Annotated in this window: 20 protein-coding genes; 16 read left to right on the top strand and 4 right to left on the bottom strand. The window is 73.5% G+C overall.

Features of this window, described 5'->3' with window-relative positions; all coding sequences use genetic code 11:
• From AB0E96_RS17630 to AB0E96_RS17620, 3 genes are all read left to right on the top strand, one after another.
• Positions 1 to 2,299 (top strand): collagenase (locus AB0E96_RS17630; RefSeq protein ID WP_359824284.1); only part of this gene is annotated, 2,299 nt, incomplete at its 5' end.
• Between the two features lie 162 nt (positions 2,300 to 2,461).
• The gene (locus AB0E96_RS17625; protein ID WP_359824281.1) at positions 2,462 to 2,698 is read left to right on the top strand and encodes a toxin-antitoxin system HicB family antitoxin; all 237 of its coding nucleotides are present in this window, start codon (positions 2,462 to 2,464) and stop codon (positions 2,696 to 2,698) included.
• Entirely contained in the window at positions 2,695 to 3,123 is a 429-nt protein-coding gene (locus AB0E96_RS17620) for a fic family toxin-antitoxin system, toxin component (RefSeq protein WP_359824278.1), read from the top strand. The genes AB0E96_RS17625 and AB0E96_RS17620 overlap by 4 nt, the downstream gene beginning before the upstream one ends.
• Positions 3,124 to 3,242: 119 nt before the next feature.
• On the opposite strand, the gene AB0E96_RS17615 is transcribed toward AB0E96_RS17620, so the two are convergent.
• The gene (locus tag AB0E96_RS17615) at positions 3,243 to 4,109 is read right to left on the bottom strand and encodes a GNAT family N-acetyltransferase (RefSeq protein ID WP_359824276.1); all 867 of its coding nucleotides are present in this window, start codon (positions 4,107 to 4,109) and stop codon (positions 3,243 to 3,245) included.
• Positions 4,110 to 4,311: 202 nt separating this feature from the next.
• Between AB0E96_RS17615 and AB0E96_RS17610 the strand changes: the two genes are divergently transcribed.
• The 6 genes from AB0E96_RS17610 (at position 4,312) to AB0E96_RS17585 (ending at position 10,178) form a co-directional block, all read left to right on the top strand.
• Positions 4,312 to 5,244, top strand: coding sequence for an ATP-grasp domain-containing protein (locus tag AB0E96_RS17610; RefSeq protein ID WP_359824274.1), 933 nt, complete (start codon positions 4,312 to 4,314; stop codon positions 5,242 to 5,244).
• Positions 5,241 to 6,077, top strand: coding sequence for an alpha-L-glutamate ligase (locus AB0E96_RS17605; protein WP_359824271.1), 837 nt, complete (start codon positions 5,241 to 5,243; stop codon positions 6,075 to 6,077). The genes AB0E96_RS17610 and AB0E96_RS17605 overlap by 4 nt, the downstream gene beginning before the upstream one ends.
• 190 nt (positions 6,078 to 6,267) lie before the next feature.
• The gene (locus tag AB0E96_RS17600; protein WP_359824269.1) at positions 6,268 to 7,104 is read left to right on the top strand and encodes a putative RNA methyltransferase; all 837 of its coding nucleotides are present in this window, start codon (positions 6,268 to 6,270) and stop codon (positions 7,102 to 7,104) included.
• Between the two features lie 218 nt (positions 7,105 to 7,322).
• A complete protein-coding gene (locus AB0E96_RS17595; protein WP_359824267.1) occupies positions 7,323 to 8,849 on the top strand; it encodes an ATP-binding protein in 1,527 nt (508 codons plus the stop codon).
• Between the two features lie 8 nt (positions 8,850 to 8,857).
• Positions 8,858 to 9,256, top strand: coding sequence for a nucleotide pyrophosphohydrolase (locus tag AB0E96_RS17590; protein ID WP_359824286.1), 399 nt, complete (start codon positions 8,858 to 8,860; stop codon positions 9,254 to 9,256).
• Between the two features lie 166 nt (positions 9,257 to 9,422).
• Entirely contained in the window at positions 9,423 to 10,178 is a 756-nt protein-coding gene (locus AB0E96_RS17585) for a DUF6099 family protein (RefSeq protein WP_359824264.1), read from the top strand.
• On the opposite strand, the gene AB0E96_RS17580 is transcribed toward AB0E96_RS17585, so the two are convergent.
• Complete coding sequence (locus AB0E96_RS17580; RefSeq protein WP_359824261.1) at positions 10,124 to 10,360, bottom strand: hypothetical protein; 237 nt, start codon at positions 10,358 to 10,360, stop codon at positions 10,124 to 10,126. The genes AB0E96_RS17585 and AB0E96_RS17580 overlap by 55 nt on opposite strands.
• A gap of 411 nt (positions 10,361 to 10,771) precedes the next feature.
• Here AB0E96_RS17580 and helR point away from each other — a divergent pair, with 411 nt between their 5' ends.
• Positions 10,772 to 12,928, top strand: a complete 2,157-nt coding sequence (helR, locus tag AB0E96_RS17575; protein WP_359824259.1) for an RNA polymerase recycling motor ATPase HelR — start codon at positions 10,772 to 10,774, stop codon at positions 12,926 to 12,928.
• Between the two features lie 116 nt (positions 12,929 to 13,044).
• Positions 13,045 to 13,344, top strand: a complete 300-nt coding sequence (locus AB0E96_RS17570) for a DUF6087 family protein (protein ID WP_359824256.1) — start codon at positions 13,045 to 13,047, stop codon at positions 13,342 to 13,344.
• A 222-nt stretch (positions 13,345 to 13,566) separates the two neighbouring features.
• Here AB0E96_RS17570 and dapD read toward each other — a convergent pair whose 3' ends face one another.
• Positions 13,567 to 14,571, bottom strand: coding sequence for a 2,3,4,5-tetrahydropyridine-2,6-dicarboxylate N-succinyltransferase (dapD, locus tag AB0E96_RS17565; protein ID WP_359824255.1), 1,005 nt, complete (start codon positions 14,569 to 14,571; stop codon positions 13,567 to 13,569).
• Between the two features lie 141 nt (positions 14,572 to 14,712).
• Here dapD and AB0E96_RS17560 point away from each other — a divergent pair, with 141 nt between their 5' ends.
• The 3 genes from AB0E96_RS17560 to argF all read left to right on the top strand — a co-directional run bounded on the left by AB0E96_RS17560 (position 14,713) and on the right by argF (position 20,329).
• A complete protein-coding gene (locus AB0E96_RS17560) occupies positions 14,713 to 16,350 on the top strand; it encodes a 3' terminal RNA ribose 2'-O-methyltransferase Hen1 (RefSeq protein WP_359824253.1) in 1,638 nt (545 codons plus the stop codon).
• Positions 16,347 to 19,094 (top strand): polynucleotide kinase-phosphatase, encoded by a 2,748-nt coding sequence (locus AB0E96_RS17555; protein ID WP_359824251.1) that lies wholly within the window; start codon positions 16,347 to 16,349, stop codon positions 19,092 to 19,094. The genes AB0E96_RS17560 and AB0E96_RS17555 overlap by 4 nt, the downstream gene beginning before the upstream one ends.
• 233 nt (positions 19,095 to 19,327) lie before the next feature.
• A complete protein-coding gene (gene argF, locus AB0E96_RS17550; RefSeq protein ID WP_359824249.1) occupies positions 19,328 to 20,329 on the top strand; it encodes an ornithine carbamoyltransferase in 1,002 nt (333 codons plus the stop codon).
• A 138-nt stretch (positions 20,330 to 20,467) separates the two neighbouring features.
• On the opposite strand, the gene AB0E96_RS17545 is transcribed toward argF, so the two are convergent.
• Positions 20,468 to 21,001 carry a superoxide dismutase family protein gene (locus AB0E96_RS17545; protein WP_359824246.1) on the bottom strand — a complete coding sequence of 178 codons (534 nt, stop codon included), beginning with the start codon at positions 20,999 to 21,001 and terminating at the stop codon, positions 20,468 to 20,470.
• 555 nt (positions 21,002 to 21,556) lie between these two features.
• Between AB0E96_RS17545 and acnA the strand changes: the two genes are divergently transcribed.
• The gene (gene acnA, locus AB0E96_RS17540) at positions 21,557 to 24,202 is read left to right on the top strand and encodes an aconitate hydratase AcnA (protein ID WP_359824245.1); all 2,646 of its coding nucleotides are present in this window, start codon (positions 21,557 to 21,559) and stop codon (positions 24,200 to 24,202) included.
• 165 nt (positions 24,203 to 24,367) lie between these two features.
• Positions 24,368 to 25,690 (top strand): glycoside hydrolase family 18 protein, encoded by a 1,323-nt coding sequence (locus AB0E96_RS17535; protein WP_359824242.1) that lies wholly within the window; start codon positions 24,368 to 24,370, stop codon positions 25,688 to 25,690.
• Positions 25,691 to 25,729: the final 39 nt, after the last annotated feature.

Below are 25,729 nucleotides of genomic sequence, written 5' to 3'. Positions count from 1 at the left end.
GAAGGCCGCCGCGCCGGCCGCGCCGACCCTCGCCGCCCGGGGCGCCGCCGGTGCGACCGCCACCGCGCAGAGCTGCACCCCGGCCGACTTCGGCAGCCGCAGCGGAGCCGACCTGGTCTCCTTCGTCGAGGGCTCGACCACCGCCTGCGTCAACACGCTGTTCAACGTCACCGGCACCGACGCGGGCAACATCTTCAAGGAATCGAAGATGCTCGCCGTCGCCGACGCGTTCCGGTCGATGGCGGGCGGCTACACCGGCGACAACTCGACCGCCATCCTCCAGCTCGTGCTCTTCCAGCGGGCCGGCTGGTACGTGCAGTCGAACAACGCGGACGCGGTCGGCCCGTACGGCGCGGCCCTGACCGGTGCCTCCAAGGCCGCCCTCGACGCGTTCTTCGCCAGCCCGCACCGCACCGACGTCAACGACAACAACGGCGCCGTGCTCAACGAGGTGCTGGTGCTCACCGACAGCGCCAACCTCCAGGGCAGCTACCTGGGCGTCTACAAGCAGGTGCTGACGGCGTACGACAACTCGTACAACGCCTACCCGAAGATGCTCAAGGCGGTCAACGCGGTGCTGTCCGCGCCGCTCTGGCGGGGCAACTGGAACCCCGACTTCGTCAGCGCCGTCAGCGCCGACCCGAGCATCGGCGCCACCCTGGGCGACTTCGCGCTCAACCACAAGGACCTGCTCGGCACGGCCAACGCCTACCTCGACGTCAACGCGGGCAACGACCTCGGCCGGATGGCGGGCGACGGCCCGGCGGTCGAGGCCGCGGTCAAGGACAAGGTCAAGGCGGTCCTCGACGGCGTGGCGATCACCGGCGCCACCGGCCCGCTGTACGTCCACACCGCCTACCAGGCCAACAGCTTCGACCACGGCCAGTGCTCGTACTACGGCATCTGCGACCTGCCGGCGAAGCTGACCGCCGCGGTGCTGCCGAACCAACTGGTCTGCGACAACCGCACCATCCAGACCGAGGCGCTGTCGCCCGCCGACCTGTCGGCCGTCTGCGCCAGCCTGCGCGGCGAGGACGCCTTCTTCCACAAGCTGGTGAAGGACAACGGCCCGATCCCCGGCCAGTACGACAAGGAGCTCACCCTCGCGGTCTTCGCCAACCAGGCGGACTACCTCACCTACTCCTGGGCGATCTTCAACAACTCCACCGACAACGGCGGACAGACCGTCATGGACCCGACCGACCCGAACAACCGGGCCGTGTGCGTGATGTACCAGAAGTCCTGGAACGACGGCTTCACCGCCAACGTGTGGAACCTCAACCACGAGTACACGCACTACCTGGACAACATCTACGACCTCAAGGGCAACTTCTCCACCGAGATCTCCGTCCCGGACATCTGGTGGATCGAGGGCGTCGCCGAGTACGAGTCCTACGCGTACCGCGGCACCACCGACACCCAGGCGATGGCCGAGGCCGCCAAGCACACGTACAAGCTGAGCACCGTCTTCCAGAACACGTACGGCAACTCGGACACCGTGCGCACCTACCCGTGGGGCTACCTGGCCGTCCGGTACATGTTCGAGAAGCACCCGGCCGACATCGATGCCATGCTCGCGCACTTCCGCACCGGCGACTACCAGGGCGGCTACGCGGTCTACAACGGCATCGGCACCGGCTACGACGCCGACTTCGACGCCTGGCTCGACACCTGCGCCGGCGGCGCCTGCTACGCGGCCGGCCCGACCGCGCTGTTCGGCCAGTCCGTCTCCGGCGCCACCGTGACGCTGACCGACAAGTCTGTGCAGACCGGCCCCGGCCGGATCACCGCCTGGCGCTGGACCTTCGGCGACGGCAGCTCGTCCGACCAGCAGAACCCGACCCACACCTACGCGGCCGCCGGCACCTACACCGTCGCGCTGACCGTCACCGACGACACCGGCAGGACCGCCAGCACGCCGGCCTCCGCCACCGTGACCACGGGCGGGGGCGGCGGCCCCACCACCCCGCCGGCCTGCACCGACCCGCGCGCCGACGCGCTCGGCAAGAACTGCTCGCGGGCCGGCCTGTCGGCCACCGCCGGCAACCTGGACTACCTGTACGTCTACCTGCCGGCCGGTACCAGCACCCTGAAGATCACCACCTCCGGGGGCACCGGCACCGCCTACCTGTACTACAACGACGCCACCTGGGCCTCGCCGAGCGCCTACACGGCCTCGTCCACCGGGGCGGGCACCACCCAGAGCATCACGGTGACCAACCCGACCGCCGGGTACCGGTACGTGAGCCTCTACGCGAAGAGCGACTTCAGCGGGGTGACCGTCAGCACCCAGTTCTGATCCGCCCCCTTTCCGGGGGACGGCCGGGTCCGTGGCAGCAGCCGCGGGCCCGGCCGGTCGTCGTTCCGGTGACGGCGAGGTTGCGCGGGGGCGTGCGGCAGGTGTGCGGGCGGTGTGCGTGCGCCCTTGTTGTGCTAGCACTTGAGCGCTAGCTTGAACGACATGGGTAAGAAGCAGCTGAACGTGCGGGTCGACGCCACGACCGCCGAGATGGCCCGGGAACGGGCGGAGCAGCAGGGGATCTCCATGAACCAGTACATCGAGCGCCTGGTCCAACAGGACATGGGCGAGTCCGGACGGGCCTTCGTGGACGCGGCCGCGCAGTTCATGAAGGAGTACGAGTCGGCGTTCCTCGCCGAGTTCGGGGAGCCGGCCGACCTCCAGGACGTGCGCCGTTGAAGCTGGAGGTCGACCTCTCGTGGTTGCTCATGACCGCCGAGCAGTACACGCCCGGTGACCCGCAGGTCACCGACTACGGCTCGCTGCTCGCGGCCGTCACCCGCCACCAGGCCGAGATATTCGACATCTCGGTCTACCCCGAACCGCACGACCGCGCCGCCGCCCTGATGCACCAGCTGATCCGGGTGCCCGCGCTGGAGAAGACCAACGAACTCTTCGCGACCGCCGTCGCCTACGCCTACCTGGTCGCCAGCGGCTGCACCGTCGCCACCACCGCCCGCGAGGTGCGCAGCCTCTCCCGGGCCATCCGCGAGGGGCGGCTCGGGGTGTCGGGCGTCGCCGAGCGGCTGGCGGCCTGGGTGGTGGACGAGGCGGAGGGGGAAGGCGTCACCGGGTCGGACGAGGAGGACGAGGACGACGACTGAACGGCGCCGTCCCCGCCGGGGGCGCCCGGCCGCTGTGCGGCGGGGCGCTGCTGCCGGACCGGCTCCGCCCGCGGGACTGGCTCCGCCTGTGGGGCGGGCTCCTGCCGGGCGGTGGGCTGCTACTGGGCGGTGGGCTCCTGCCGCGGGGCGGGCTCCGCGATCAGGGCCGTCGCGAAGGGGCGGAAGCCGGCCCGGCGGTAGATCCGGGCGACGTCCTCGTCGGCGGCGGAGAGGAACACCGTCCGGACCCCGTGCGCCCGGGCGTGTGCGACCAGGGCCGCGGTGACCGCCAGCCCCAGCCCGCGCCGGCGCGCGGACGGGAGCGTGCCCACTCCGACGACCTCGGTGACCGGGCCCACCGGATTGTGCTGGCCCGCGCACAGGACCGTGCCGTCCTCGACGGCCGCAGCCAGCACCGTGGTGCCGGAGGCGATCCGCCCGGCGATCCGCTCCGCCGTGCCGTCGGCCGTGAACTTCGCCGCGGTCCGCGCGAGTTCGGCCGCACCGGCCGGGCCGACGGCGGTGCCCGGATCCGCGAAGGCCAGATCCGGGGCGGCGATCGCGGCCGCGAGCTCCGGCGCGTCCGCTGCCAGCACCCGGACCTCCACCGGCTCCGACAGCCCGGGCGCCGGGGCCGCCTCGTCCTGCGGGCCCAGCACCAGCAGCGGGTGCTCGTGCACCGTCAGGCCGGCCGCCTCGACGGCCGCGCGCAGCTCCGGGTTCTGCTCGGCGACCCACTCGAAGGCCTCCGGCGCGCCCAGCTCCCGCTGCCGCTCCAGCACCCGGCGGACGTCCTCGGCGGTGACGGCCGGGCCGGTGTGGCCGAGGGTCGGACGGGCGTAGTACGGCCAGCCGGCGCCCTCCCGGACGAACAGGGTCAGCGGTCCGAAGTCCTCGGTGCGGGCGGCGCCCCGCGGCACGGCGTCGTAGTAGCGCTCGATCTCGTCGAGCAGGGGGCGGTCGGGATCATGATCGGCAGAGGTCACGGCGTGCATCCAAGCAGGCGCGGGAGTGCGGTGCCACCGGATTTGGCACTCGGCGTCGTCGCTCAGGGGCCGATTGTTGCCGAACGCTTACCCGCTCGCAGCGATCTTGTGCGGGCACAGCGTGCATGCTGAAGCCTTTACAGCTCTGCCGAGGGGGACGGCGGACGTCTGCACTAGGCGAGGCAAGGGGGAAGACAGGCCGATGAGGCTCTGCTTTCTGGTGGAGGAACACTACCGGCACGACGGCATGCCGCTCGACGTGGCGCGCCAACTCACCGCGTGGGGGCACCGGGTGGACGTGCTGCGCCCCGGGGACTCGCTGCTGGCGATCTCCGAGGAGGTCCGGGCCGGCAGCCACGACGCCTGGGTGCTCAAGACCGTGTCCGGCGGGCCGGGGCTGACCCTGCTGGAGTCGGCCGCCGCCGTCGGCCTCACCACGGTGAACGACGTGCGCTCGATCCGCGGGGTCCGGGACAAGGCACTCGCGGCGGTCATCGGCCGCACCCGGGGCCTGCCCGTCCCGGTGACGTACGCGGCCGCGCGCTGGGAGCGGCTGGCGGAGATCCCGGCCGCCGAGTACCCGCTGGTGGTCAAGCCCGCCGACGGCAGCTCCGGGCGCGCCGTCCGGCTGGTGCGCAGCCCCGACCGGCTGCTGGAGATCGGGCCGGAGCTGGCCGGGGAGGGGCTGCTGATCGCGCAGCCGTACGTGCCCAACTCCGGGACCGACCTCAAGGTGTACTGCGTCGACGGCGAGCTCTTCGCGACGGAACGTTCCTCCCCACTGCACCCCGGGCAGGGCGTGCGGGAACGGCAGGTGCCGCTGCCGGGGAGCGTCGCGCGGATCGTGGCCCAGGTCGGCGAGGTGTTCGGGCTGGACCTGTACGGGGTCGACGTGCTGCTGGGGCCGGACGGACCGGTGGTGGTGGACGTCAACGACTTCCCGAGCTTCCGGCAGGTACCGGACGCGGTGGCCCGGGTCGCCCGGGCGGTGCTGCGGCTCGCGCGCAGCGGCACGGCCGTGTCGGTGCCCGGCGGGCCCGCCGGGCTGGTGCCCGCGGGCGGCGACGCGTACGGCCCGTACGACCTGTACGACCCGTACGGGCAACTCGCTCTCGGTGAGGGGGAGTTGCGGTGAAGGTCGGGCTGATCACCGGCGACCCCGGGCACCCCGTGCTGGCGGCGGTCGCCGCACTGCTGGTGCGCGGCGGGCACGAGGTGGCGGCCGTTCCGCCCGCGGGGCCCGTGACCGGGCTCGCGGACGTCTACCTGCTCAAGGCCAGGACGCCGCAGGCGCTCGCGCTGGCAAGGGAGCTGGAACGGCGGGGCGCGCCGGTGGTCAACTCGGCGGCGGCCACCGAGCTGTGCCAGGACCGGGTGCGGATGGCGGACCTCGCCCGCGCCGCCGGGCTGCCCTTCGCGGCCACCGAGGCGGCCGGACGGCTGGGTCAACTCGCCGATCCGTCCTACCCGTTCGTGGTCAAGAGCCGGCACAGCAGGCGGCACGACCTGGTCGCCCGGGTGGACGGGCCGGAGCGGCTGCGCGAACTCGCCGAGCGCTGGCCCGAGGAAGCGGTCGTCACCCAGCCGTTCGTTCCGGGGACCGGCTGGGACCAGAAGCTCTGGGTGGTCGGCGGGCAGGTGTTCGCGGCCCGTCGGCAGTCCGAACTCGCCACCGGCACGGGGAAGTCGGGGCGGGCGGAGGACTGGGAGCCGTCCGCCGGGCGGGCCGCGCTCGCGCTGCGGGTGGGCGAGGTGTTCGGGCTCGACGTGTACGGGGTCGACCTGCTCGACGGGCCGGCCGAGCCGGTCATCGTGGACGTCAACGCCTTCCCCGGGGTCCGCGGCCGGGCCAGCGCCCCGGAGGCGCTGGCGGCGCTGGCGCTGCGGGTCGGGGCGGAGCGGGTCGGGGCGGAGCGGGGGTCGGTGCTCGCGGGGATCGGGAGCGGACCCGGGAGGGGCGCGGGGTAGCGCCGTCCGGTCCGTCGGCGCGGCCGGGAGGCGGGGGCGGAGACGGGGGCGGGGGCGACGGCGACGGCGACGGCGGGGCCAGGAGGCGAGGCCGGCGTGGCCGGGCGGCCCGGGGCGTCCGGCCCGCCGAGGTCGTTAGGCTGGCTGGCGCCCCGACCGGCCGGGGCGTACGGCGAGAGAAGACGGAACCTTGCTCCAGGACATCGAGCGCTACCTGGCCTGCCCGCACTGCGCGCAGGCCCTCACCCGGCACGACCGCAGCCTGCGCTGCCCGGCCGGGCACAGCTTCGACCTCGCCAAGCAGGGCTACGTCAGCCTCCTCGCCGGCGACGCCCACACCGGCACCGGGGACACCGCCGAGATGGTCGCGGCCCGCGCGGACTTCCTCGCCGCCGGGCACTACCGGCCGATCGCCGAGGCGCTGGCGGAGGCCGCCTCCGGCGTCGCCAGCGGACCCGACGGCCTGGTCGCCGACCTCGGCGCCGGCACCGGCCACTACCTGGCGCACGTCCTGGACGCCCTGCCCGGCACCGTCGGCGCGGCCCTGGACATCTCCAAGTTCGCGCTGCGCCGTGCCGCCAAGGCACACCCCCGGATCGGCGCCGTGGTGTGCGACGCCTGGCGTCCGCTTCCGCTGCGGGACGCCTCGGCCGAGCTGATGCTCAACGTCTTCGCCCCGCGCAACGGGCCGGAGATCCGCCGGGTGCTGCGCCCCGGCGGCACCCTGCTGCTGGTCTCGCCGACCTCCCGCCATCTGCGGGAACTCGTCGACGCGCTGGGGCTGTTGTCCGTGGACGAGGAGAAGCAGCGGCGGATCGACGAGAAGCTCGGGCCGTACCTGGAGCCCGCCGGGCGGCGGGAGGTCGAGTTCACCCTGCGGCTCGGTCCGCAGGACGTGCGCACCGTGGTGGGCATGGGGCCGAGTGCCTGGCACACCGACCCGGAGCGGCTCGGCGCCGCGCTCGCGGAGCTGCCGGAACCGGTCGAGGTGACGGCCTCGGTGACGGTGGCCGCGTACCGGCGCTGAGCGCGCCCCGCCGTCCATGCTTTCGCCGTTCGCGTTTTCGCCGTCCGCGTTTTCGCCGTTCGTGCTTCGCCGTTCGTGCTTCGCCGTCCGCGCCGGTGCGGGCCGGGTACCGGCGCCGGGTGCGGGGCCGTCCGCGGACCGGCCCCCAGCGCCACGTTGGGATGAATCTGCCGCGCAGGCACGTTTCTGCCGGTCGACCTGCGGCTAACGTCCGACGGGTGAACCGCGACGCCACCAGGCCCGCAGGGCCGTCCCCGCTCCGACCGGGCGCCCCGCCCGACCGGCCGCCCGTGCCGCGCCCCACCCTCGAGGAGCTCCGGCTCACCTCGTTCAAGTCCTACCGGCGCGCGGTGCTGCCGCTCGCGCCCCTCACCGTGCTGCACGGGCCCGCCGGGGTCGGCAAGTCCAACGCCCTCGACGCGCTGGCCGTGCTGTCCCGGCTCGCCCTCGGCGAGGAGATCGCCGACTCGCTGGACGGGCTGCCCGGGCGCACCGGCCAGCTCGCCGGGCCCGTCCGCGGTGGTCTGGACGGGTGCGTCCCGCACGGCCGGGACGCGATCATCCTCGGCTGCACCGTCCGCTCGCCGCACGGCCTGATCAGGCTCGACGTGGTGATCCGCACCGACGGCCCGGTCCGGATCGCCCGGGAGTCGCTCACCCTCGACGGCCGCACCCTGATGGACACCGGCGAGCAGGACGTCCGCAACCGGCGGGTCAACGTCTGCTGGCACAACGACACCCGCCAGGGTGACATCAGGGCGCCGTTCCCCAGCGGCACGATGATCACCGCGCAGCTGCCGCTGCGGGTCGCGGGCTCGTCGGCCGGCGAGTGCCTCGTCCTCGCCGCCACCGAGGACCTGCTCACCGCGCTGCGCGAGGTCTTCCCGCTGAACCCCGTCCCCGCGCTGATGCGCGGCTGGGCCCGGGCCGACCCGCAGGCCCGGCTGCGCAGCAACGCCGCCAACATCTCCGCCGTCGTCGCCCGGCTGAGCAACGAGTGCCAGCGCCGGTACGGGCAACTGCTGCGGGCCGTGCAGGCCGCCGCACCGCACCCGCTGCTGGGGCTCGCCCTCGCCGAGCGCGAGAGCGCGGGCGTGCGGCGGGTCCTCGCCGTGTTCGACGAGGGCGTCCTCGGGCGCACCGGGGCCGACCAGGCCTCCGACGGCATGCTGCGCCACCTCGCCTTCGCCGCGGTGCTGCTGACCGGGGCCGGTGTGCTCGACCTCGACGTGGCCGCCGAGGTGCCGTGGGCGCACCGGCAGCTCACCGTGCTGGCCGAGGACCTGGGGGCGGGGCTCTCGGCCGAGCAGACCGTCATGCTGCTGCGGCTGGCCCGGGACATGGCGGAGCGCAGCCAGCTGCGGGTGGTCGCGGCCCTGCAGGAGCCGGCGGCGGGGCGGGAGGTGCTGGGCGGCAGTGCCGGGGGAGGGGTGGTGCTGGTCGAGTGCCGGCGGGATCCGGACTCGGGGTTCACGGTGCTGCGGCCGGAGACGGCGCGGGTGCCGGTCCAGGGCGGGCGCGGGGCGGCGGCCGGGGGTGCGGCCGGTTCGGCCCGGGAGGTGCCGGAAGTGGGCGCGGCGGCGGGCGGGGAGCGGTCGGCGGACGAGGCGGCCGCGGGGGCGGCGGAGGGGTCGGCGGCGCTGTCGGCAGAGCGGGAGGGGGCGGCCGGATCCCCGGCGGGCGGCGGGGAGGCTCGGACCGGCGGTGGGGCGGCGGCCCGGGATGCGGTAGACCTGGAGGGGTGAGCGAACGAGTGACGGGGCCGGCGGAGCCCACCGTGGCGGCCCTGCGGCAGCGGTTGGTGGACTTCGCGGCGGCCCGGCGGTGGGAGCCCTTCCACACCCCGAAGAACCTGGCGGCGGCGCTGAGCGTGGAGGCGGGGGAGCTGCTGGAGATCTTCCAGTGGCTGACGCCCGAGCAGGCGGCCGCGGTGATGTCCGACCCCGAACGGGCGCACCGGGTGCACGACGAGGTCGCGGACGTGCTGGCGTACCTGCTGCAGTTCTGCACGGTGGTCGGGGTGGATCCGCTGGAGGCCCTGGCGGCCAAGATCGAGCGGAACGAGCTCCGCTTCCCGGTGCCGGTGGACGGGCCCGGTGCCGGCGACGATACGACCGGCGTCAACTCGGACGTGGACGACCAACCCTTGTGAGGGACGAAAGTTATCCACAGCCCCGACTTTTCCACAGCCTTTGAGAACGTGGGTGCGCGCTCGCGCTCTTCCTCGCACGCTGTCGCCGTGACCAGCCGTCACCACTCGGACCGCCCCTCCCGGCGGCCCGGGGGAGCGGCGACAGCGAGCGGGAGGAGCGGTGGCCATGGAGGCGCTGCGACTGATCAAGACGGCCCGGCACGCCCTGGCCGAGGCCAGGCACGTACCGGACGTGCTGGCCGAGGCGCGGCAGGCCGCGCTGCTCACCGAGGCGGTGGGCGCCAGGCTGGCGGAGTCGGAGGACGAGGAGCTCACCGGGCTGGGGCAGCAGCTGTCCGAGGCCGGGGCGCACGCGGCGGTCTGCCTGGACCGCTCCGTCGTCCGGGCCGCCCTGGTGAGCGGCGGCCGGGCCGCGCGGCTCACCGACCTGGGGGACGTTGCACCGGCCCTGGGCGCGCTGGACGGGCTGCTCCAGGAGGTCGGCGAGACGTTGGTGGTGCTGGCCTGCGGGGCGGACACCGAGAGCCTCTACTGGACGTGTGTCGACGGCGTGGACGCGGTGTCGGAGTGCAAGGACCTGACCGTACGGCTGCGTGAGGCGGCGGTCAGGGCCGGGGAGACCGAGCCCGCGGCGCTCGGTGGGGCGGAGCGGGCGCCGGCGGCCGACGGGGCGCCGTTACTGGTGGTCCGGCTCGGTCCGCCGGGCGACGTCGGTCCGCCGGGCGGTGTCGGCAGTGCGGCGGGCGCCGGCGGTGCACCTCCGGGAGGCGGCGCGCCTCCGGGCGGCGTGCCCTCCGGCGGCTGCCCGCCGGACCTCGGCGGCCCGCCCGGTGCGGGCGGGCCGGCCGAGGAGGAACGGGCGGCGGGCTACCGCGTGCCCGGCGCGTCCGAGGCCTCGGAGGTGTCCGTGCCGGTCGGATAGGCGGTGGAGCCGGTGCCCCCGGGGACGGATCCCTGGAGTTCGGCGAGGTCCGCGGTGACGGAGGCGAGCAGTTCCTGCATCTGCTCCAGCAGGCTCTTGGGAGTGGCGGGTCCGGCCGAGGTGCCGTCGGCCGAGCCCGTCGGGCTGCTCGGGAACTGCGGCGTGGCAGATGGTTCGGACATGACGGGACCTCTTCGGATCGGTGGCGCGGCGTGAAGCGGCCGACGGTGGCTCGGCCGCACGGCGGGAGGTGGCAGTTGCCCGCCACCGGGGCACCCACCCCCGCCGTAGCACCCAACGAACCGCTCCGGAGGCCGTCACCCGAGCACCACCCGATGCGGTCCAACTCCGCTGTGCGGTAAGCCTCCCGGGTGAGCCGGGGTTGCCGTCGTGACGCCGTCTCGGCTAGGCGCGGGCGGAGCGTGATCAGTGAGCCGGAACCGGGCGCGGTCGAGCGCGCCCGGAGAGGAGAAGGAGGACGAACAGGGGGAGAACCCACCCCTTGCCACTCTCAACGTATAGCGCATGGGGGGTCTTGCGGCAAGGCCCCCGTGGTGGCGCACAATCGCAGGCCTCAGATCGGAGCTGATGCCATGAACAGCCGCACCACCAGCGCTTTCGACCTTCCCGCCCGCCTCGTCGCCAAGGCCGACCCGGCGCTGATCGGCGAGGACGAACGGCACTTCGCGGCCGTCGCGGAGAGCCTGGAACAGTCGATCGCCGAGCTGTCCGACCGCCTCGACGCGCTACGCCGCGCGCCGGGCGGCCTCGGCCGGGAGGCGATGGACCGGGACATCGAGGTGCACAGGCTGACCGGCCGGCTACGCGCCCTGCGCCGCTTCGGCCTGGACCTGTGCCTCGGGCGGGTCGTCCTCGCGGACGGCCCGGAGCCGGTGTACATCGGGCGGCTCGGCCTCACCGACAGCGAGGGGCGCCGGCTGCTGGTCGACTGGCGCTCGCCCGCGGCCGAGCCGTTCTTCGCCGCCACCCACGCCGACCCGATGGGCCTGGTGAGCCGGCGCCGGTACCGCTGGACCGGCGGCCGGATCGGCGACTACTGGGACGAGGTGTTCACCGCCGACGCCCTGGACGGGCACGCCGCCCTGGACGACCAGTCCGCGTTCATCGCAAGCCTGGGCGGCAACCGGTCGGCCCGGATGCGGGACGTACTGGCCACCATCCAGGCCGATCAGGACGCCGTCATCCGGGCCGGGTCCAGGGGCGCCCTGGTGGTGGACGGCGGTCCGGGCACCGGGAAGACGGTCGTCGCGCTGCACCGCTCCGCGTACCTGCTCTACTCCGACCCCCGGCTCGGCCACCGGCGCGGCGGCGTGCTGTTCGTCGGCCCGCACCAGCCCTACCTGGCGTACGTCGCCGACGTCCTGCCCAGCCTCGGTGAGGAGGGGGTGCGCACCTGCACCGTGCGGGACCTCGTCGCCGAGGGGGCGAAGGCCGGGGTCGAGCACGACCAGGAGGCGGCCCGCCTGAAGTCCTCGGTCGGCATGGTGGGGGCGATCGAACGAGCCGTCCGGTTCTACGAGGAGCCGCCCTCGGAGGGGATGGAGGTCACCACCCCCTGGGCCGACCTCTGGCTGAGCGCAGAGGACTGGGCCGACGCGTTCGGTGCGCCGGACCCGGGCACCCCGCACAACGAGGCCCGCGAGCAGATCTGGGAGGAGCTGGCCACGATCCTGATGGACAAGCTGGACGACGCCGAAGGGGTCCCGCCCGAGCCGTTCCGCCGGTCGCTGCGGCAGGACGCCGAGCTGGTCGACACGCTCGACCGGGCCTGGCCGCTGCTCGACGCGGCGGATCTGGTCGGCGACCTCTGGTCGGTGCCCGCCTACCTGCGGATGTGCGCGCCCTGGCTCGCGCCCGAGGAGGTCCGCAGGCTCCAGCGCAAGGACGCGCCCCGGGCCTGGACGGTGTCCGACCTTCCGCTGCTGGACGCGGCCCGGCAGCGGCTCGGCGATCCGGAGGCGGACCGGCGCCGCCGCCGGCGGGAGGCCGCGGTCGCCGCCGAGCGCGCCCGGATGGCCGACGTCATCGGGGACCTGCTGCAGGCCGACGACGACGGCGAGGGCGCGGTGACGATGCTGCGCGGGCGCGACCTCCAGGACACCCTGGTCGACGAGACGGCCCTGCCCGTCGGCGACCCGGAGCCGCTCGCCGGGCCGTTCGCCCACATCGTGGTGGACGAGGCCCAGGAGCTGACCGACGCGCAGTGGCAGATGCTGCTGCTGCGCTGCCCGTCCCGGAGCTTCACCATCGTCGGGGACCGGGCGCAGGCTAGACACGGGTTCACGGAGTCCTGGCAGGAACGCTTGGAGCGGATCGGGCTCGACCGGAGCACGGTGGCCTCGCTGAGCATCAACTACCGGACGCCGGAGGAGGTCATGGCCGAGGCCGAGCCGGCGATCCGGGCCGCGCTGCCGGACGCCAACGTGCCGACCTCCGTCCGCAGCAGCGGCATCCCCGTCGTGCACGGGTCGGTGACGGAGCTGGACGCCGTCCTGGACGGCTGGCTCGCCGAGCACCCCGAGGGGATCGCCTGTGTGATCGGGGCCCCCGGCTTCGCGGCGCGGCCCCGGGTGCGGTCGCTGACCCCGGAGCTGTCCAAGGGGCTCGAATTCGACCTGGTCGTCCTGGTCGACCCGGAGGCGTTCGGCGGGGGCGTCGAGGGGGCGGTCGACCGCTACGTCGCGATGACCAGGGCGACCCAGCGGCTGGTGGTCCTCAGGAGCTCGTGAGGAGTCGGCGAAGGGAGCGGGGGAGCGGAAGGAGGGCGTGGAGGGGCTGGAACGCGCGTCGCCCGGGCGGGTGACGCAGGTGTCGGCGGACGGCGTGAGGAGGCCAGACTGGGGCGATGGACGAGGAGGAACCGCTGGCGTCGTGGGCGGCCAGGCGGGAGCAACGGCTGAGGCCCGTCGGGCAGTTGAGGGCCGTACGGCTCACCGGCGGACGGCCGGGCGGCGCCCATGTGGCGCCGGGCGAACCGAGGTTGATCGTGCGCTGGGACGGCTACCAGTGGCTGCCGGAGACGGTGGCGGCGGACTACGCCACCGCCCAGCGGATCCTGCACGGGACCGAGGGCGCGGGCGCGCCGCGGCCCGGGCGCCCGAACCGGCGGCCGAGGAAGGCACCGGGGCGCCACCGCAAGCCCTGAGGTCCGAGCGGACCCGAACCGCGTGGAACCCCGGGCCGGGCCAGGGCCAAGGTGGAACCCCGGGCCACGGAACCCCGGGCCACGGAACCCCGGGCCGCTCGGAACCCCGAGCGGCTCGGAACCCCGGGCCGTGCGGAATCCCGGGCCACGGCGTCGGGCCCCGGGAAACGGCCGGGGCCCGGCGCCACCCGGCACCGGACCCCGGTCGTCACTGCCCGCAGGTCAGTTGTGGGCGTGCAGGTCGGCGTTCAGGCCGCCCCAGGAGCCGGAGCGGGCGATGACCTCGACCGCGCCGCTCTGCGAGTTGCGGCGGAACAGCAGGTTGTCCTGGCCGGACAGCTCGACGGCCTTGGCCACCGTGCCGTCCGGGGTGGTGACCCGGGTGCCGGCGGTCACGTACAGGCCGGCCTCGACCACGCAGTCGCTGCCGAGCGAGATGCCGATGCCCGCGTTGGCGCCGAGCAGGCAGCGCTCGCCGACCGAGACGACCTGCTTGCCGCCGCCGGACAGGGTGCCCATGATCGAGGCGCCGCCGCCGATGTCGCTGTGGTCGCCGACCACGACGCCCGCGCTGATCCGGCCCTCGACCATGGAGGTGCCCAGCGTGCCGGCGTTGAAGTTGACGAAGCCCTCGTGCATCACGGTGGTGCCGGCGGCCAGGTGCGCGCCGAGCCGGACGCGGTCGGCGTGGGCGATGCGCACACCGGCCGGGGCGACGTAGTCGGTCATCCGCGGGAACTTGTCGATCCCGTAGACGGCCAGCTGGCCGCCCTGGGCGCGCACGGCGAGACGGGCCTGCTCGACCTTGTCCACCGGGACCGGGCCGATGCTGGTCCACGCGACGTTGGCCAGCAGGCCGAAGATCCCGTCCAGGTTCTGGCCGTGCGGCTTGACCAGGCGGTGGCTCAGCAGGTGCAGGCGCAGGTACACGTCGTGGGTGTCGAGCGGCTTCTCGTCCAGCGAGGCGATGGTGGTGCGCACGGCGACCACCTCGACGCCACGGCGGGCGTCGGCGCGCAGCGCCTCGGCGGCGCCGGCGCCGAGCTCGGCCTCGGCCTGCTCGGCGGTCAGACGGACGGTGCCGGCCGGGCCGGGCTCGGCGGCCAGCGCGGGGGCGGGGAACCAGGTGTCGAGGACGGTGCCGTCGGCGGCGATGGTGGCCAGACCGGCGGCCACGGCGCCGTTCGCCGCGGAGGTGGATTCGAGCGAGGTGGATTCAGCAGTCACACCGTGCACGTTAACCAATGCGGGGCCCCGGTGCCGAACACGCCCACCCGGCGGACGCGCCCGGCGGCGGCGCTGGTCGGCGGCCCGGGCGGCGGGAAAACCCGGTGCCCGGCGCCCGGGCGCTCGACAATACTTCAGCGGGTGTTCATGTCGATCTCCACCACCGGCAGCGCCGAGGACCCGGCCACGGACCTCGGGTTCCTGCTGCACAAGCACCCCGGCAAGGTCCAGCGGTTCGCGACGTCGCACGGTGAGGCCCACGTCTTCTACCCCGAGGCGGGGGACGAGGTCTGCACGGCGGCACTGCTGCTGGACATCGACCCGATCGCGCTGGTCCGCAAGGGCCGGGGCGACGGCAGGGGGCGCGGCGGCTCGCCCGACTTCGCGCTCGCCCAGTACGTCAACGACCGCCCGTACGCCGCGTCCTCGCTGCTCGCGGTGGCGCTGCGGACGGTGTTCCGGTCCGCGATGAAGGGCGTCTGCCCGGCCCGCCCCGAACTGCCCGGCCGCGCCCGCCCGCTGCGGATCGAGCTGCCCGCCGTGCCCGCGAACGGTGCGGGCGAGGGCGGTGGCCCGGCCCTGGTGGTCCGGCTGTTCGAGCCCTTGGGCTGGCAGGTCGAAGCGACGGCGATCCCGCTGGACGAGTCGTTCCCCGAGTGGGGCGAGTCCCGCTACGTGCGGATGGCGATCTCCTCCGGGACGGTGCGGCTGGCCGACGCGCTCCAGCAGCTGTACGTGCTGCTGCCGGCGCTGGACGGTGCCAAGCACTACTGGGTCGCCCCGGACGAGGTGGACAAGCTGCTCGCGGCCGGCCAGGGCTGGTTGGCCGCCCACCCGGAGCGCGCCCTGATCACCCGCCGCTACCTGGCCCGGCGCTGGTCGCTGACCCGGGCCGCGCTGGAGCGCCTGGAGCTGGCCCGGCTGGCGGAGGCCGACGACCGCGAGGTCGAGGAGATCGACAACGCGGTCGACGACCGGCCCGAGGAGGAGCGGGAACGGGCGGAGCCCGGGCGGCCCTCGCTCGCCGAGCAGCGCCGCGCCGCGATCCTCGCCGCCCTGCGTGCGGCCGGTGCCACTCGTGTCGCCGATCTCGGTTGCGGCCAGGGCGAGTTGCTCGGCGAGCTGCTCAAGGACGCCCGGTTCACCGGAATCCGCGGCGTGGACGTTTCCACCAGGGCACTGCGGGCGGCGAGTCGTAAGCTGGGCCTGGAGCGGTTGTCGGAGCGTCAGGCGGCCCGGGTGACGCTGGTACAGGGAGCGCTCACCTACACGGACACCCGGCTCAAGGGCTTCGACGCGGCCGTGCTGTGCGAGGTGATCGAGCACCTGGACCTGCCGCGGCTGCCCGCCCTGGAGTACGCGGTGTTCGGTGCCGCCCGGCCCAGGACGGTCGTGGTCACCACGCCGAACGCCGAGTACAACGTCCGCTGGGAGAGCCTGCCGGCGGGCACCGTCCGGCACGCCGACCACCGCTTCGAGTGGTCCCGGGCCGAGTTCCGCGCCTGGGCGGGGAAGGTCGCCGCCGCATACGGCTACACCGTGGAGCTGCGCCCGGTCGGCCCGGAGGACGAGGAGGTCGGCGCCCCGACCCAGTTGGCCCTGTTCACCGCGGCCGCGACATCCGCCACGAGCCCGCCCGCCGCGGCCGCGACACCCGCCACGGCCGCGACACCCGCCACGAGCACACCCGTCACGACCTCGCCCGCCCCACCCGTCATACCCGACACACCCGCCGCGCCCGCCACGACCACGACGCCCGAAGGAGGCGAGCCCCGATGACCGACGACACGACCGACACCCCCGGCGACGGCGAGGACCGGAACCAGAACCCGGACCAGGACCAGAACCCGGACCAGGACCGGAACCACGACCAGGACCACGCGGAGAGCGCCACCCCTCGCCGCCTCCCCGTCACCGACGTCTCCCTGGTCGTCCTGATCGGCACCAGCGGCGCGGGCAAGTCCACCTTCGCCCGCCGCCACTTCTCGCCCACCCAGGTGGTCTCCTCCGACTTCTGCCGGGGCCTGGTCGCCGACGACGAGAACGACCAGTCCGCCTCCGCGGAGGCCTTCGACGTCCTCTACTACATCGTCGGCAAGCGCCTGGCGGCCGGCCGGCTGACCGTCGTGGACGCCACGAACGTCCAGCCCGAGGCCCGCCGCCGGCTGGTCGAGATCGCCCGCGAGCACGACGTCCTGCCGATCGCGATCGTCCTGGACGTCCCGCCGGGGGTGTGCGCCGAGCGCAACCGCTCCCGTCCGGATCGTCAGCTGCCGGCCCATGTGATCCCCCGCCAGCACCGGGAGCTGCGCCGGTCCCTGCGGGGCCTGGAACGCGAGGGCTTCCGCAAGGTGCACGTCCTGCGCGGCGAGGCCGAGGTGGCGGCCGCCGGGATCGAGCTGGAGAAGCGCTACAACGACCTGCGTCACCTCGCCGGCCCGTTCGACATCGTCGGCGACATCCACGGCTGCCGCTCCGAGCTGGAGACCCTGCTGGCCCGGCTCGGCTACACCCTGACCCGGGACGCGGAGGGCCGCCCGGTGGACGCCGCCCACCCCGAGGGCCGTACCGCCGTCTTCGTCGGCGACCTGGTCGACCGCGGCCCCGACACACCCGGCGTGCTGCGCCTGGTGATGGGCATGGTGGCGGCCGGCCACGCGCTCTGCGTGCCGGGCAACCACGAGAACAAGCTCGGCCGGGCGATGGACGGCAGGAAGGTCACCGTCGCCTACGGCCTCCAGGAGTCGTTGGACCAGTTGGCGGGGGAGAGCGAGGAGTTCCGGGCCGAGGTCCGCGCGTTCATGCGCGGCCTGGTCAGCCACTACCTGCTGGACGGCGGCGCCCTGGTGGTCTGCCACGCCGGTCTGCCGGAGAAGTACCACGGCCGCAACTCCGGCCGGGTCCGCTCGCACGCGCTGTACGGGGAGTCCACGGGCGAGACCGACGAGTACGGCCTCCCGGTGCGCTACCCGTGGGCGGAGGAGTACCGCGGCCGGGCACTGGTGGTCTACGGCCACACCCCGGTGCCGACCGCGACTTTCGTCAACAACACCATCTGCCTGGACACCGGCTGCGTCTTCGGCGGCAGTCTGACCGCGCTGCGCTACCCGGAGCGCGAGCTGGTGGCCGTCGAGGCCGAGCGCGAGTGGTACGCCCCGGTGCGCCCGCTGACCACCGATGCGCCGGGCGCCCGCGAGGGCCGTCCGCTGGACCTCGCCGACGTGGCCGGACGCCGGGTCGTCGAGACCGGGCTGCACGGGCGGGTGGCGGTCCGGGAGGAGAACGCGGCCGCGGCGCTGGAGGTGATGAGCCGCTTCGCGCTGGACCCTCGGCTGCTCGCCTACCTGCCGCCGACCATGGCGCCGAGCGCCACCTCCCGCCGGGACGGCTACCTGGAGCACCCGGAGGAGGCCTTCCTCGGCTACCGGGCGGACGGCGTGCGGCACCTGGTCTGCGAGGAGAAGCACATGGGCTCGCGCGCCGTGCTGCTGGTCGCCCGCGACGGGGCCGCGCTGGAGCGCCGCTTCGGTGCGGGCGGCCCCGGAGCGATCTGGACCCGGACCGGCCGGGCCTTCCTCGCCGACGAGGAGCTGACCGGCGCCGTGCTCGACAGGGTCCGGGCGGCCGCCGAGCGTGCCGGGCTCTTCGAGGAGCTGGCCACCGACTGGCTGCTGCTGGACGCGGAGCTGATGCCCTGGTCGCTGAAGGCCGTGGAACTGCTGCGCCGTCAGTACGCGGCGGTCGGCGCGGCGGCGGGCGCCGCCCTGCCGGAGGTGCTGTCCGCGCTGGAGCGGGCGGCCGGGCGCGGTCTGGACCTGGCCGGGCTGACCGCCCGCCAGCGGCAGCGCGCGGCCGACGCGCAGGCGTTCACCGAGGCGTACCGGCGCTACTGCTGGCCGACCGAGGGCCTGTCGGGCATCCGGCTCGCGCCGTTCCAACTGCTCGCGGCCGAGGGGGCGAATCTCGCGGTGCGCCCGCACGACGAGCACCTGGCCCGGATCGACCGCCTGGTGGCCGCCGACGCGGCCCCGGCGGGCCCGGAGGGTTCGAACGGCCCTGACGGCCTCGCCGGCCTCGTCGGCGGCGCCGAGCGGAAGGAGCCGGTGCTGCACGGCACCCGCCGAATCCTGGTGGACACCGAGGACGAGGCCTCGATGGCCGCCGCCACCGCGTGGTGGGAGGAGCTGACCGGGGCGGGCGGCGAGGGCATGGTGGTCAAGCCGTTGGCCTCGATGGCCCGTACGGCGCGGGGCGAGGGCAGGCCGGGCGGTCTGGTGCAGCCCGGGGTGAAGGTGCGCGGCCGGGAGTACCTGCGGATCATCTACGGCCCGGACTACACCGAGCACCTCGACCGGTTGCGCCTGCGCGCGCTGGGCCACAAGCGTTCGCTGGCGCTGCGGGAGTACGCGCTGGGCCTGGAGGCGCTGGACCGGCTGGCGGCGGGGGAGCCGCTGTGGCGGGTGCACGAGCCCGTCTTCGCGGTGCTCGCGCTGGAGTCGGAGCCGGTCGACCCGCGCCTGTGACGGCGCCGACCCGCGTTTCGGCAGGTGGCGGCCGGCGTTTCGGCAGGTGCCGACCGGCGATCCTGACGGTGCCGACCGGCGATCCTCACCGCGCCGACCGGCGTCCGTGAGGCCGGTGCCGGGTGAGGGGAGCCCCCGCGGTCTCCCCTCACCCACCCCGCCGCTGTATAGAAATTCGGAGCATCGTATATGCTTTCGCTTTCCCCGCAGTCCCGTAACCCCAGGAGCCCGGCATGGCCTTCAACCTCCGGAACAGGCACTTCCTCAAGGAGCTCGACTTCACGCCCCAGGAGTTCCGCTTCCTGGTGGACCTCGCCGCCACGCTCAAGGCGGCGAAGTACGCGGGCACCGAGCAGCCCCGGCTGCGCGGGAAGAACATCGCGCTGATCTTCGAGAAGACCTCCACCCGCACCCGCTGTGCCTTCGAGGTGGCCGCCCACGACCAGGGTGCCACCACCACCTACCTGGACCCTTCGGGCTCGCAGATCGGCCACAAGGAGTCCATCAAGGACACCGCCCGGGTGCTCGGCCGGATGTTCGACGGCATCGAGTACCGGGGGCACGGCCAGGAGATCGTCGAGGAGCTGGCCGAGTACGCCGGCGTCCCGGTCTGGAACGGGCTGACCGACGAGTGGCACCCCACCCAGATGCTGGCCGACGTGCTCACCGTCACCGAGCACACCGCCAAGCCGCTCCCCGAGGTCGCCCTCGCCTACCTCGGTGACGCCCGCTCCAACATGGGCAACTCGCTGCTGGTCACCGGCGCGCTGCTCGGCATGGACATCCGGATCGTCGCGCCGCGCGCGCTCTGGCCCGCCGCGGAGGTGCAGGAGTCGGCGCGGGCGCTGGCCGGGACCACCGGTGCCCGGATCACCCTGACCGAGGACGTGGCCGAGGGCGTGGCCGGAGCCGACTTCCTCTACACCGACGTCTGGGTCTCGATGGGCGAGCCCAAGGAGGTCTGGGCCGAGCGGATCGAGCTGCTCAAGCCGTACCAGGTCTCCATGGACACCGTCCGGGCCACCGGCAACCCCGACGTGAAGTTCCTGCACTGCCTGCCGGCCTTCCACGACCTCGGCACGGTGGTCGGGCGGCAGATGTACAAGGCGACCGGCATGGCCGAGCTGGAATGCACCGACGAGCTGTTCGAGTCGGCGCACTCCATCGTGTTCGACCAGGCCGAGAACCGGCTGCACACCATCAAGGCGGTGCTGGTCGCCACCCTCGGCTCCTGACCCGCGCCGAGAGGCCCTTTCCGAGAGGCCCTTTCCGGGAGGACTCCCGCAGGGAAGCCCCGAACCCGGCGCCCCGAACCCGGCGCCCCGAGCCCGGCGCCCCGAGCCCGGCGCCCCGGCAGCCCCGTGTCCGGGGCCTCAGTCGTCCAGCTTGACGCAGGCCACCCGGTCGCCCGCCGCGTGCGGGGCGGCCGGGGTGCCCGCGTGCAGCACCAGCGAGCGCGCCTCGCCCGGCCGCGGCTGCCAGGCCACCGCGGTGGTGGCGCTGCCCCGGCCCTGTCCGTCGGTGCGCAGCGTCAGCCGCAGCTCGTTGCGCTCGTTGGCGTACGCCGGGTCGGTGGACGGCTGCACCGGGTCGACCTGGTCCTGGTAGTGGGGTCCGGAGGAGGCCGGGTCGGCTCCGCAGCCGCCGGTGTGCAGGTGCACCGGGAACTCGTGGTCGGGGGCGAGCCCGGTGGCCGTCAGGGTGAGTACCGTCCGTCCGGGCAGTGAGCGGTCGGTGACGATCCGGGCGTGCGAGCCGTACGGCACGAGGTCGCTCGCGTAGCTGATCGCGGCCGGCGGGACGAACGCGGTGGCCGGGTCGAAGTCGGCCTCGACGACGGAGACCGGCGAGGCGGCGGGGGCCAGCAGGGCCAGCGGCAGCAGGGCGGCGGCGAGCGGAGCGGTCATCGGGGCGGAGCCTTCCGGGGCGGGGCGTCGGTCGCCCTGCTAACGCGGCCCGGGGCCCCGAGGACACCCTCGGTCCGTGTCGGGCCGGATCCCGTGGGGGTCGCGGTGCGGGCGTGGGTGGGGGAGCGCGCACGCGTTCGGGCGCCCGGGCCGTACGGGGCGCGGGCCCGGGGTGAACCGGGGGCGAACGGCGGGGGAAACGGTGGGGGAGCAGTGCGGGGGGCCCCGCCGGCGGGGACCGCCCCCTCGCCGACCGGCGCTTCCGGTGGTGAGCTTGTGGTGGTGGCGCCGCTGTCGGCGGCCGCCGTGGTGGCCGGTGCGGTCCGTCCGGTCGGGCCGGAACGCGAGCGGTGCGGCCCGGACGACCGGCGGGCCATGGCATGCACTATGGTTTATCTCGACATCGAGATAACTGCCCCTTACGATATATCTCGACATCAAGATACTTGCCGAGAGGCGCTCGCCGGCGATGCGGGGAAGGTAAGCCTAAGTAAGGCTGACCTTACCACCGCGTGACGGCCGGATATCGCACGAAGCACCCAGAAGGAGTCAGTCGTGTCCGCGAACAGCTTCGACGCCCGCAGCTCGCTGCAGGTGGGCGACGAGTCGTACGAGATCTTCAAGCTCTCCGCCGTCGAGGGTTCCGAGCGGCTGCCGTACAGCCTCAAGGTGCTGCTGGAGAACCTGCTCCGCACGGAGGACGGCGCGAACATCACCGCCGACCACATCCGCGCCCTCGGCAACTGGGACGAGAACGCCCAGCCGAGCCAGGAGATCCAGTTCACCCCGGCCCGCGTGATCATGCAGGACTTCACCGGTGTGCCGTGCGTCGTCGACCTCGCCACCATGCGTGAGGCCGTCAAGGAGCTGGGCGGCGACCCGGCGAAGATCAACCCGCTGGCCCCGGCCGAGCTGGTCATCGACCACTCGGTCATCGCCGACAAGTTCGGCACCAAGGACGCGTTCACCCAGAACGTCGAGATCGAGTACGGCCGCAACAAGGAGCGCTACCAGTTCCTGCGCTGGGGCCAGACCGCCTTCGACGAGTTCAAGGTCGTCCCGCCGGGCACCGGCATCGTCCACCAGGTGAACATCGAGCACCTGGCCCGCACCGTCATGGTCCGCGGCGGCCAGGCCTACCCGGACACCTGCGTCGGCACCGACTCGCACACCACCATGGTCAACGGCCTGGGCGTGCTGGGCTGGGGCGTCGGCGGCATCGAGGCCGAGGCCGCGATGCTCGGCCAGCCGGTCTCCATGCTGATCCCGCGCGTCGTCGGCTTCAAGCTGACCGGCGAGCTGCCGGCCGGCACCACCGCCACCGACCTGGTGCTCACCATCACCGAGATGCTGCGCAAGCACGGTGTGGTCGGCAAGTTCGTCGAGTTCTACGGCGACGGCATCGGCTCCATCCCGCTGGCCAACCGCGCCACCATCGGCAACATGTCGCCGGAGTTCGGCTCGACCTGCGCGATCTTCCCGATCGACGCCGAGACGATCAACTACCTGAAGCTCACCGGCCGTGACGCGCAGCAGCTCGCCCTGGTCGAGGCGTACGCCAAGGAGCAGGGTCTCTGGCACAACCCGTCGCACGAGCCGGTCTACTCCGAGTACCTGGAGCTGGACGTCTCCACCGTCGTCCCGTCGATCTCCGGCCCGAAGCGCCCGCAGGACCGCGTGATCCTGGCCGAGGCCGCCGACAGGTTCGCCGAGGCGCTGCCGACCTACTCCGCCGAGGCCTCGAAGCCGACCGCCGTCACCGCCCCCGACGGCTCGTCCTACGAGATCGACAACGGCGCGGTCGTGATCGCCTCGATCACCTCCTGCACCAACACCTCCAACCCCTCCGTCATGCTGGGCGCCGCCCTGCTGGCGAAGAAGGCCGTGGAGAAGGGCCTGCACGTCAAGCCCTGGGTCAAGACCACCCTGGCGCCGGGCTCCAAGGTCGTCATGGACTACTACGAGAAGGCCGGCCTGCTCCCGTACATGGAGAAGCTGGGCTTCAACCTGGTCGGCTACGGCTGCGTCACCTGCATCGGCAACTCGGGCCCGCTGCCCGAGGAGGTCTCGGCCGCCGTCAACGAGTCCGACCTCGCGGTCGTCTCGGTGCTCTCCGGCAACCGCAACTTCGAGGGCCGGATCAACCCCGACGTCAAGATGAACTACCTGGCCTCCCCGCCGCTGGTGGTCGCCTACGCCCTCGCCGGCAACATGAACGTCGACATCACCAAGGACGCCCTGGGCCAGGACGCCGACGGCAACGACGTCTTCCTCGCCGACATCTGGCCGTCGGAGCAGGAGGTCGCGGACACCGTGGCCGGCTCCATCGACGAGGCCATGTTCGACAAGGGCTACCAGGACGTCTTCGCCGGTGACCACCGCTGGCAGTCGCTCCCGGTCCCGACCGGCAACACCTTCGAGTGGGACACCGAGTCCACCTACGTCCGCAAGCCCCCGTACTTCGAGGGCATGGCCAAGACCCCGAGCCCGGTGACCGACATCGCCGGCGCCCGCGTCCTGGCCAAGCTGGGCGACTCGGTCACCACCGACCACATCTCCCCGGCCGGCAACATCAAGCCGGGCACCCCGGCGGCTCAGTACCTGACCGCCAACGGTGTCGAGAAGCGCGACTTCAACTCCTACGGTTCCCGTCGTGGCAACCACGAGGTGATGATCCGCGGCACCTTCGCCAACATCCGCCTGCGCAACCAGATCGCGCCGGGCACCGAGGGCGGCTACACCCGCGACTTCACCCAGGCCGACGCGCCGGTGTCGTTCATCTACGACGCCTCGCAGAACTACCAGGCCGCCGGCATCCCGCTGGTCGTCCTGGCCGGCAAGGAGTACGGCTCCGGCTCGTCCCGCGACTGGGCCGCCAAGGGCACCGCGCTGCTGGGCGTCAAGGCCGTCATCGCCGAGTCGTACGAGCGCATCCACCGCTCGAACCTGATCGGCATGGGCGTCCTGCCGCTGCAGTTCCCGGAGGGCGAGAACGCCGAGTCCCTGGGCCTGACCGGCGAGGAGACCTTCTCCATCACCGGCGTGACCGAGCTCAACGAGGGCCGCACCCCGAAGACCGTCAAGGTCAAGGCGGGCGACAAGGAGTTCGACGCGGTCGTCCGCATCGACACCCCCGGTGAGGCGGACTACTACCGCAACGGCGGCATCCTGCAGTACGTGCTGCGCTCGCTGATCGGCTGAGTCCCGGCACAGGCCTGAGAGGGGCCGGACCGCACCACGCGGTCCGGCCCCTTTTGCATGCTGCGCCGGTTGCGGTCGCCCCCTTGTGCGGTGAACGGTGGATGGACTAAACCTCTGTGCCATCTGGTCCAGACCATTGATGCCGCTTCAGAGAACAGGTCCGGTATGCCCACTCGCGCCTCAGCCCTGCTCGCCGCCGCCACCGTCGCCGCGCTGCTCGCCGCCCCCGCCACCGCCAACGCCGCCGACGGACGGCACGGCCCGAAGCTGAAGGGCCAACGGGTCGGCTACTTCACCCAGTGGGGCGCCGACAGCTCCGCCAAGCGGGTCCAGGAGTCCGGCCAGGCGGCCAAGCTCACCGTCATCAACTACGCCTTCGGCAACGTCTCCGCCGAGGGCACCTGCTTCGAGAGCAACGAGGCGGGCCAGGGCGACGCCCGCAACGACTACCAGCGCCCCTTCTCCGCCGCCGAGTCGGTGGACGGCGTGGCCGACGCCCCGGGCCAGCCGCTGAAGGGCCACTTCAACCAGTTGCGCAAGCTCAAGGCGAAGAACCCCCAGCTGCGCACGGTCATCTCGCTGGGCGGCTGGACCTGGTCCAAGTACTTCTCCGACGCGGCCGCCACCGACGAGGCCCGCAAGAAGTTCGTCTCCTCCTGCATCGACCTCTACATCAAGGGCGACGTGCCGGTCCTGGCGGACTCCCCGGAGGGCGGCCGGGGCGCGGCCGCGGGCGTCTTCGACGGCATCGACATCGACTGGGAGTACCCGGGCGGCGGCGGGGACGCCGGCAACGTGGTCCGCCCCGAGGACGGCCGCAACTTCACCCTGCTGATGCAGGAGTTCCGCGACCAGCTGGACGCGCTGAGCGGCAGGAAGGGCAAGCACTACCTGCTGACCGCCGCCGTCGCCGCCAACGAGACCGTCGCCGACCGGCTCGAACTGCCGCAGCTGAGCGAGTCGATGGACTGGCTGAACGTGATGACCTACGACCTGCACGGCCCGTGGGAGGGCAAGGGCCCGGCCAACCACCAGGCCAACCTGTACTCCGACCCGACCGACCCGGACCCGCGCCGGCGCAGCGCCGACACGGCCGTCACCCACTACCAGGAGCGCGGGATGCCCTCCGAGCAGCTCGTCCTCGGCGCCCCGCTGTACGGCCACGGCTGGACCGGCGTCGCCCCCGGCAAGCGCGGCGGCCTCTTCCAGAGCGCCACCGCGTCCGCGCCCGACCACTCGTACCAGGAGATCAACGCGCTGCCGGGCAAGGTCTACCTGGACCGCGACCACGGCGCGTCCTGGAAGTACGACGGCACCACCTTCTACAGCTACGACACCGCCGAGGTGCTCACCCAGAAGGCGCAGTACACGCGCTGGAACGACCTGGCGGGCGTGATGGTCTGGTCGCTGGACGGCGACGACGCCCAGGGCAGCGCGATCCAGGGCGAGCCCTGCACCGGGTTCATCGTCCAGTTCCAGTACGGGTAACCGGGCACGAAGACCTCGGGGAAGACCACCAGTTCGGCG

It is taken from the genome of Kitasatospora sp. NPDC036755 (genome assembly GCF_040636595.1).
GTDB lineage: Bacteria > Actinomycetota > Actinomycetes > Streptomycetales > Streptomycetaceae > Kitasatospora.
The sequence above is the reverse complement of the archived record's forward strand: the minus strand, read 5'-3'. Positions and strand labels throughout refer to the sequence as shown.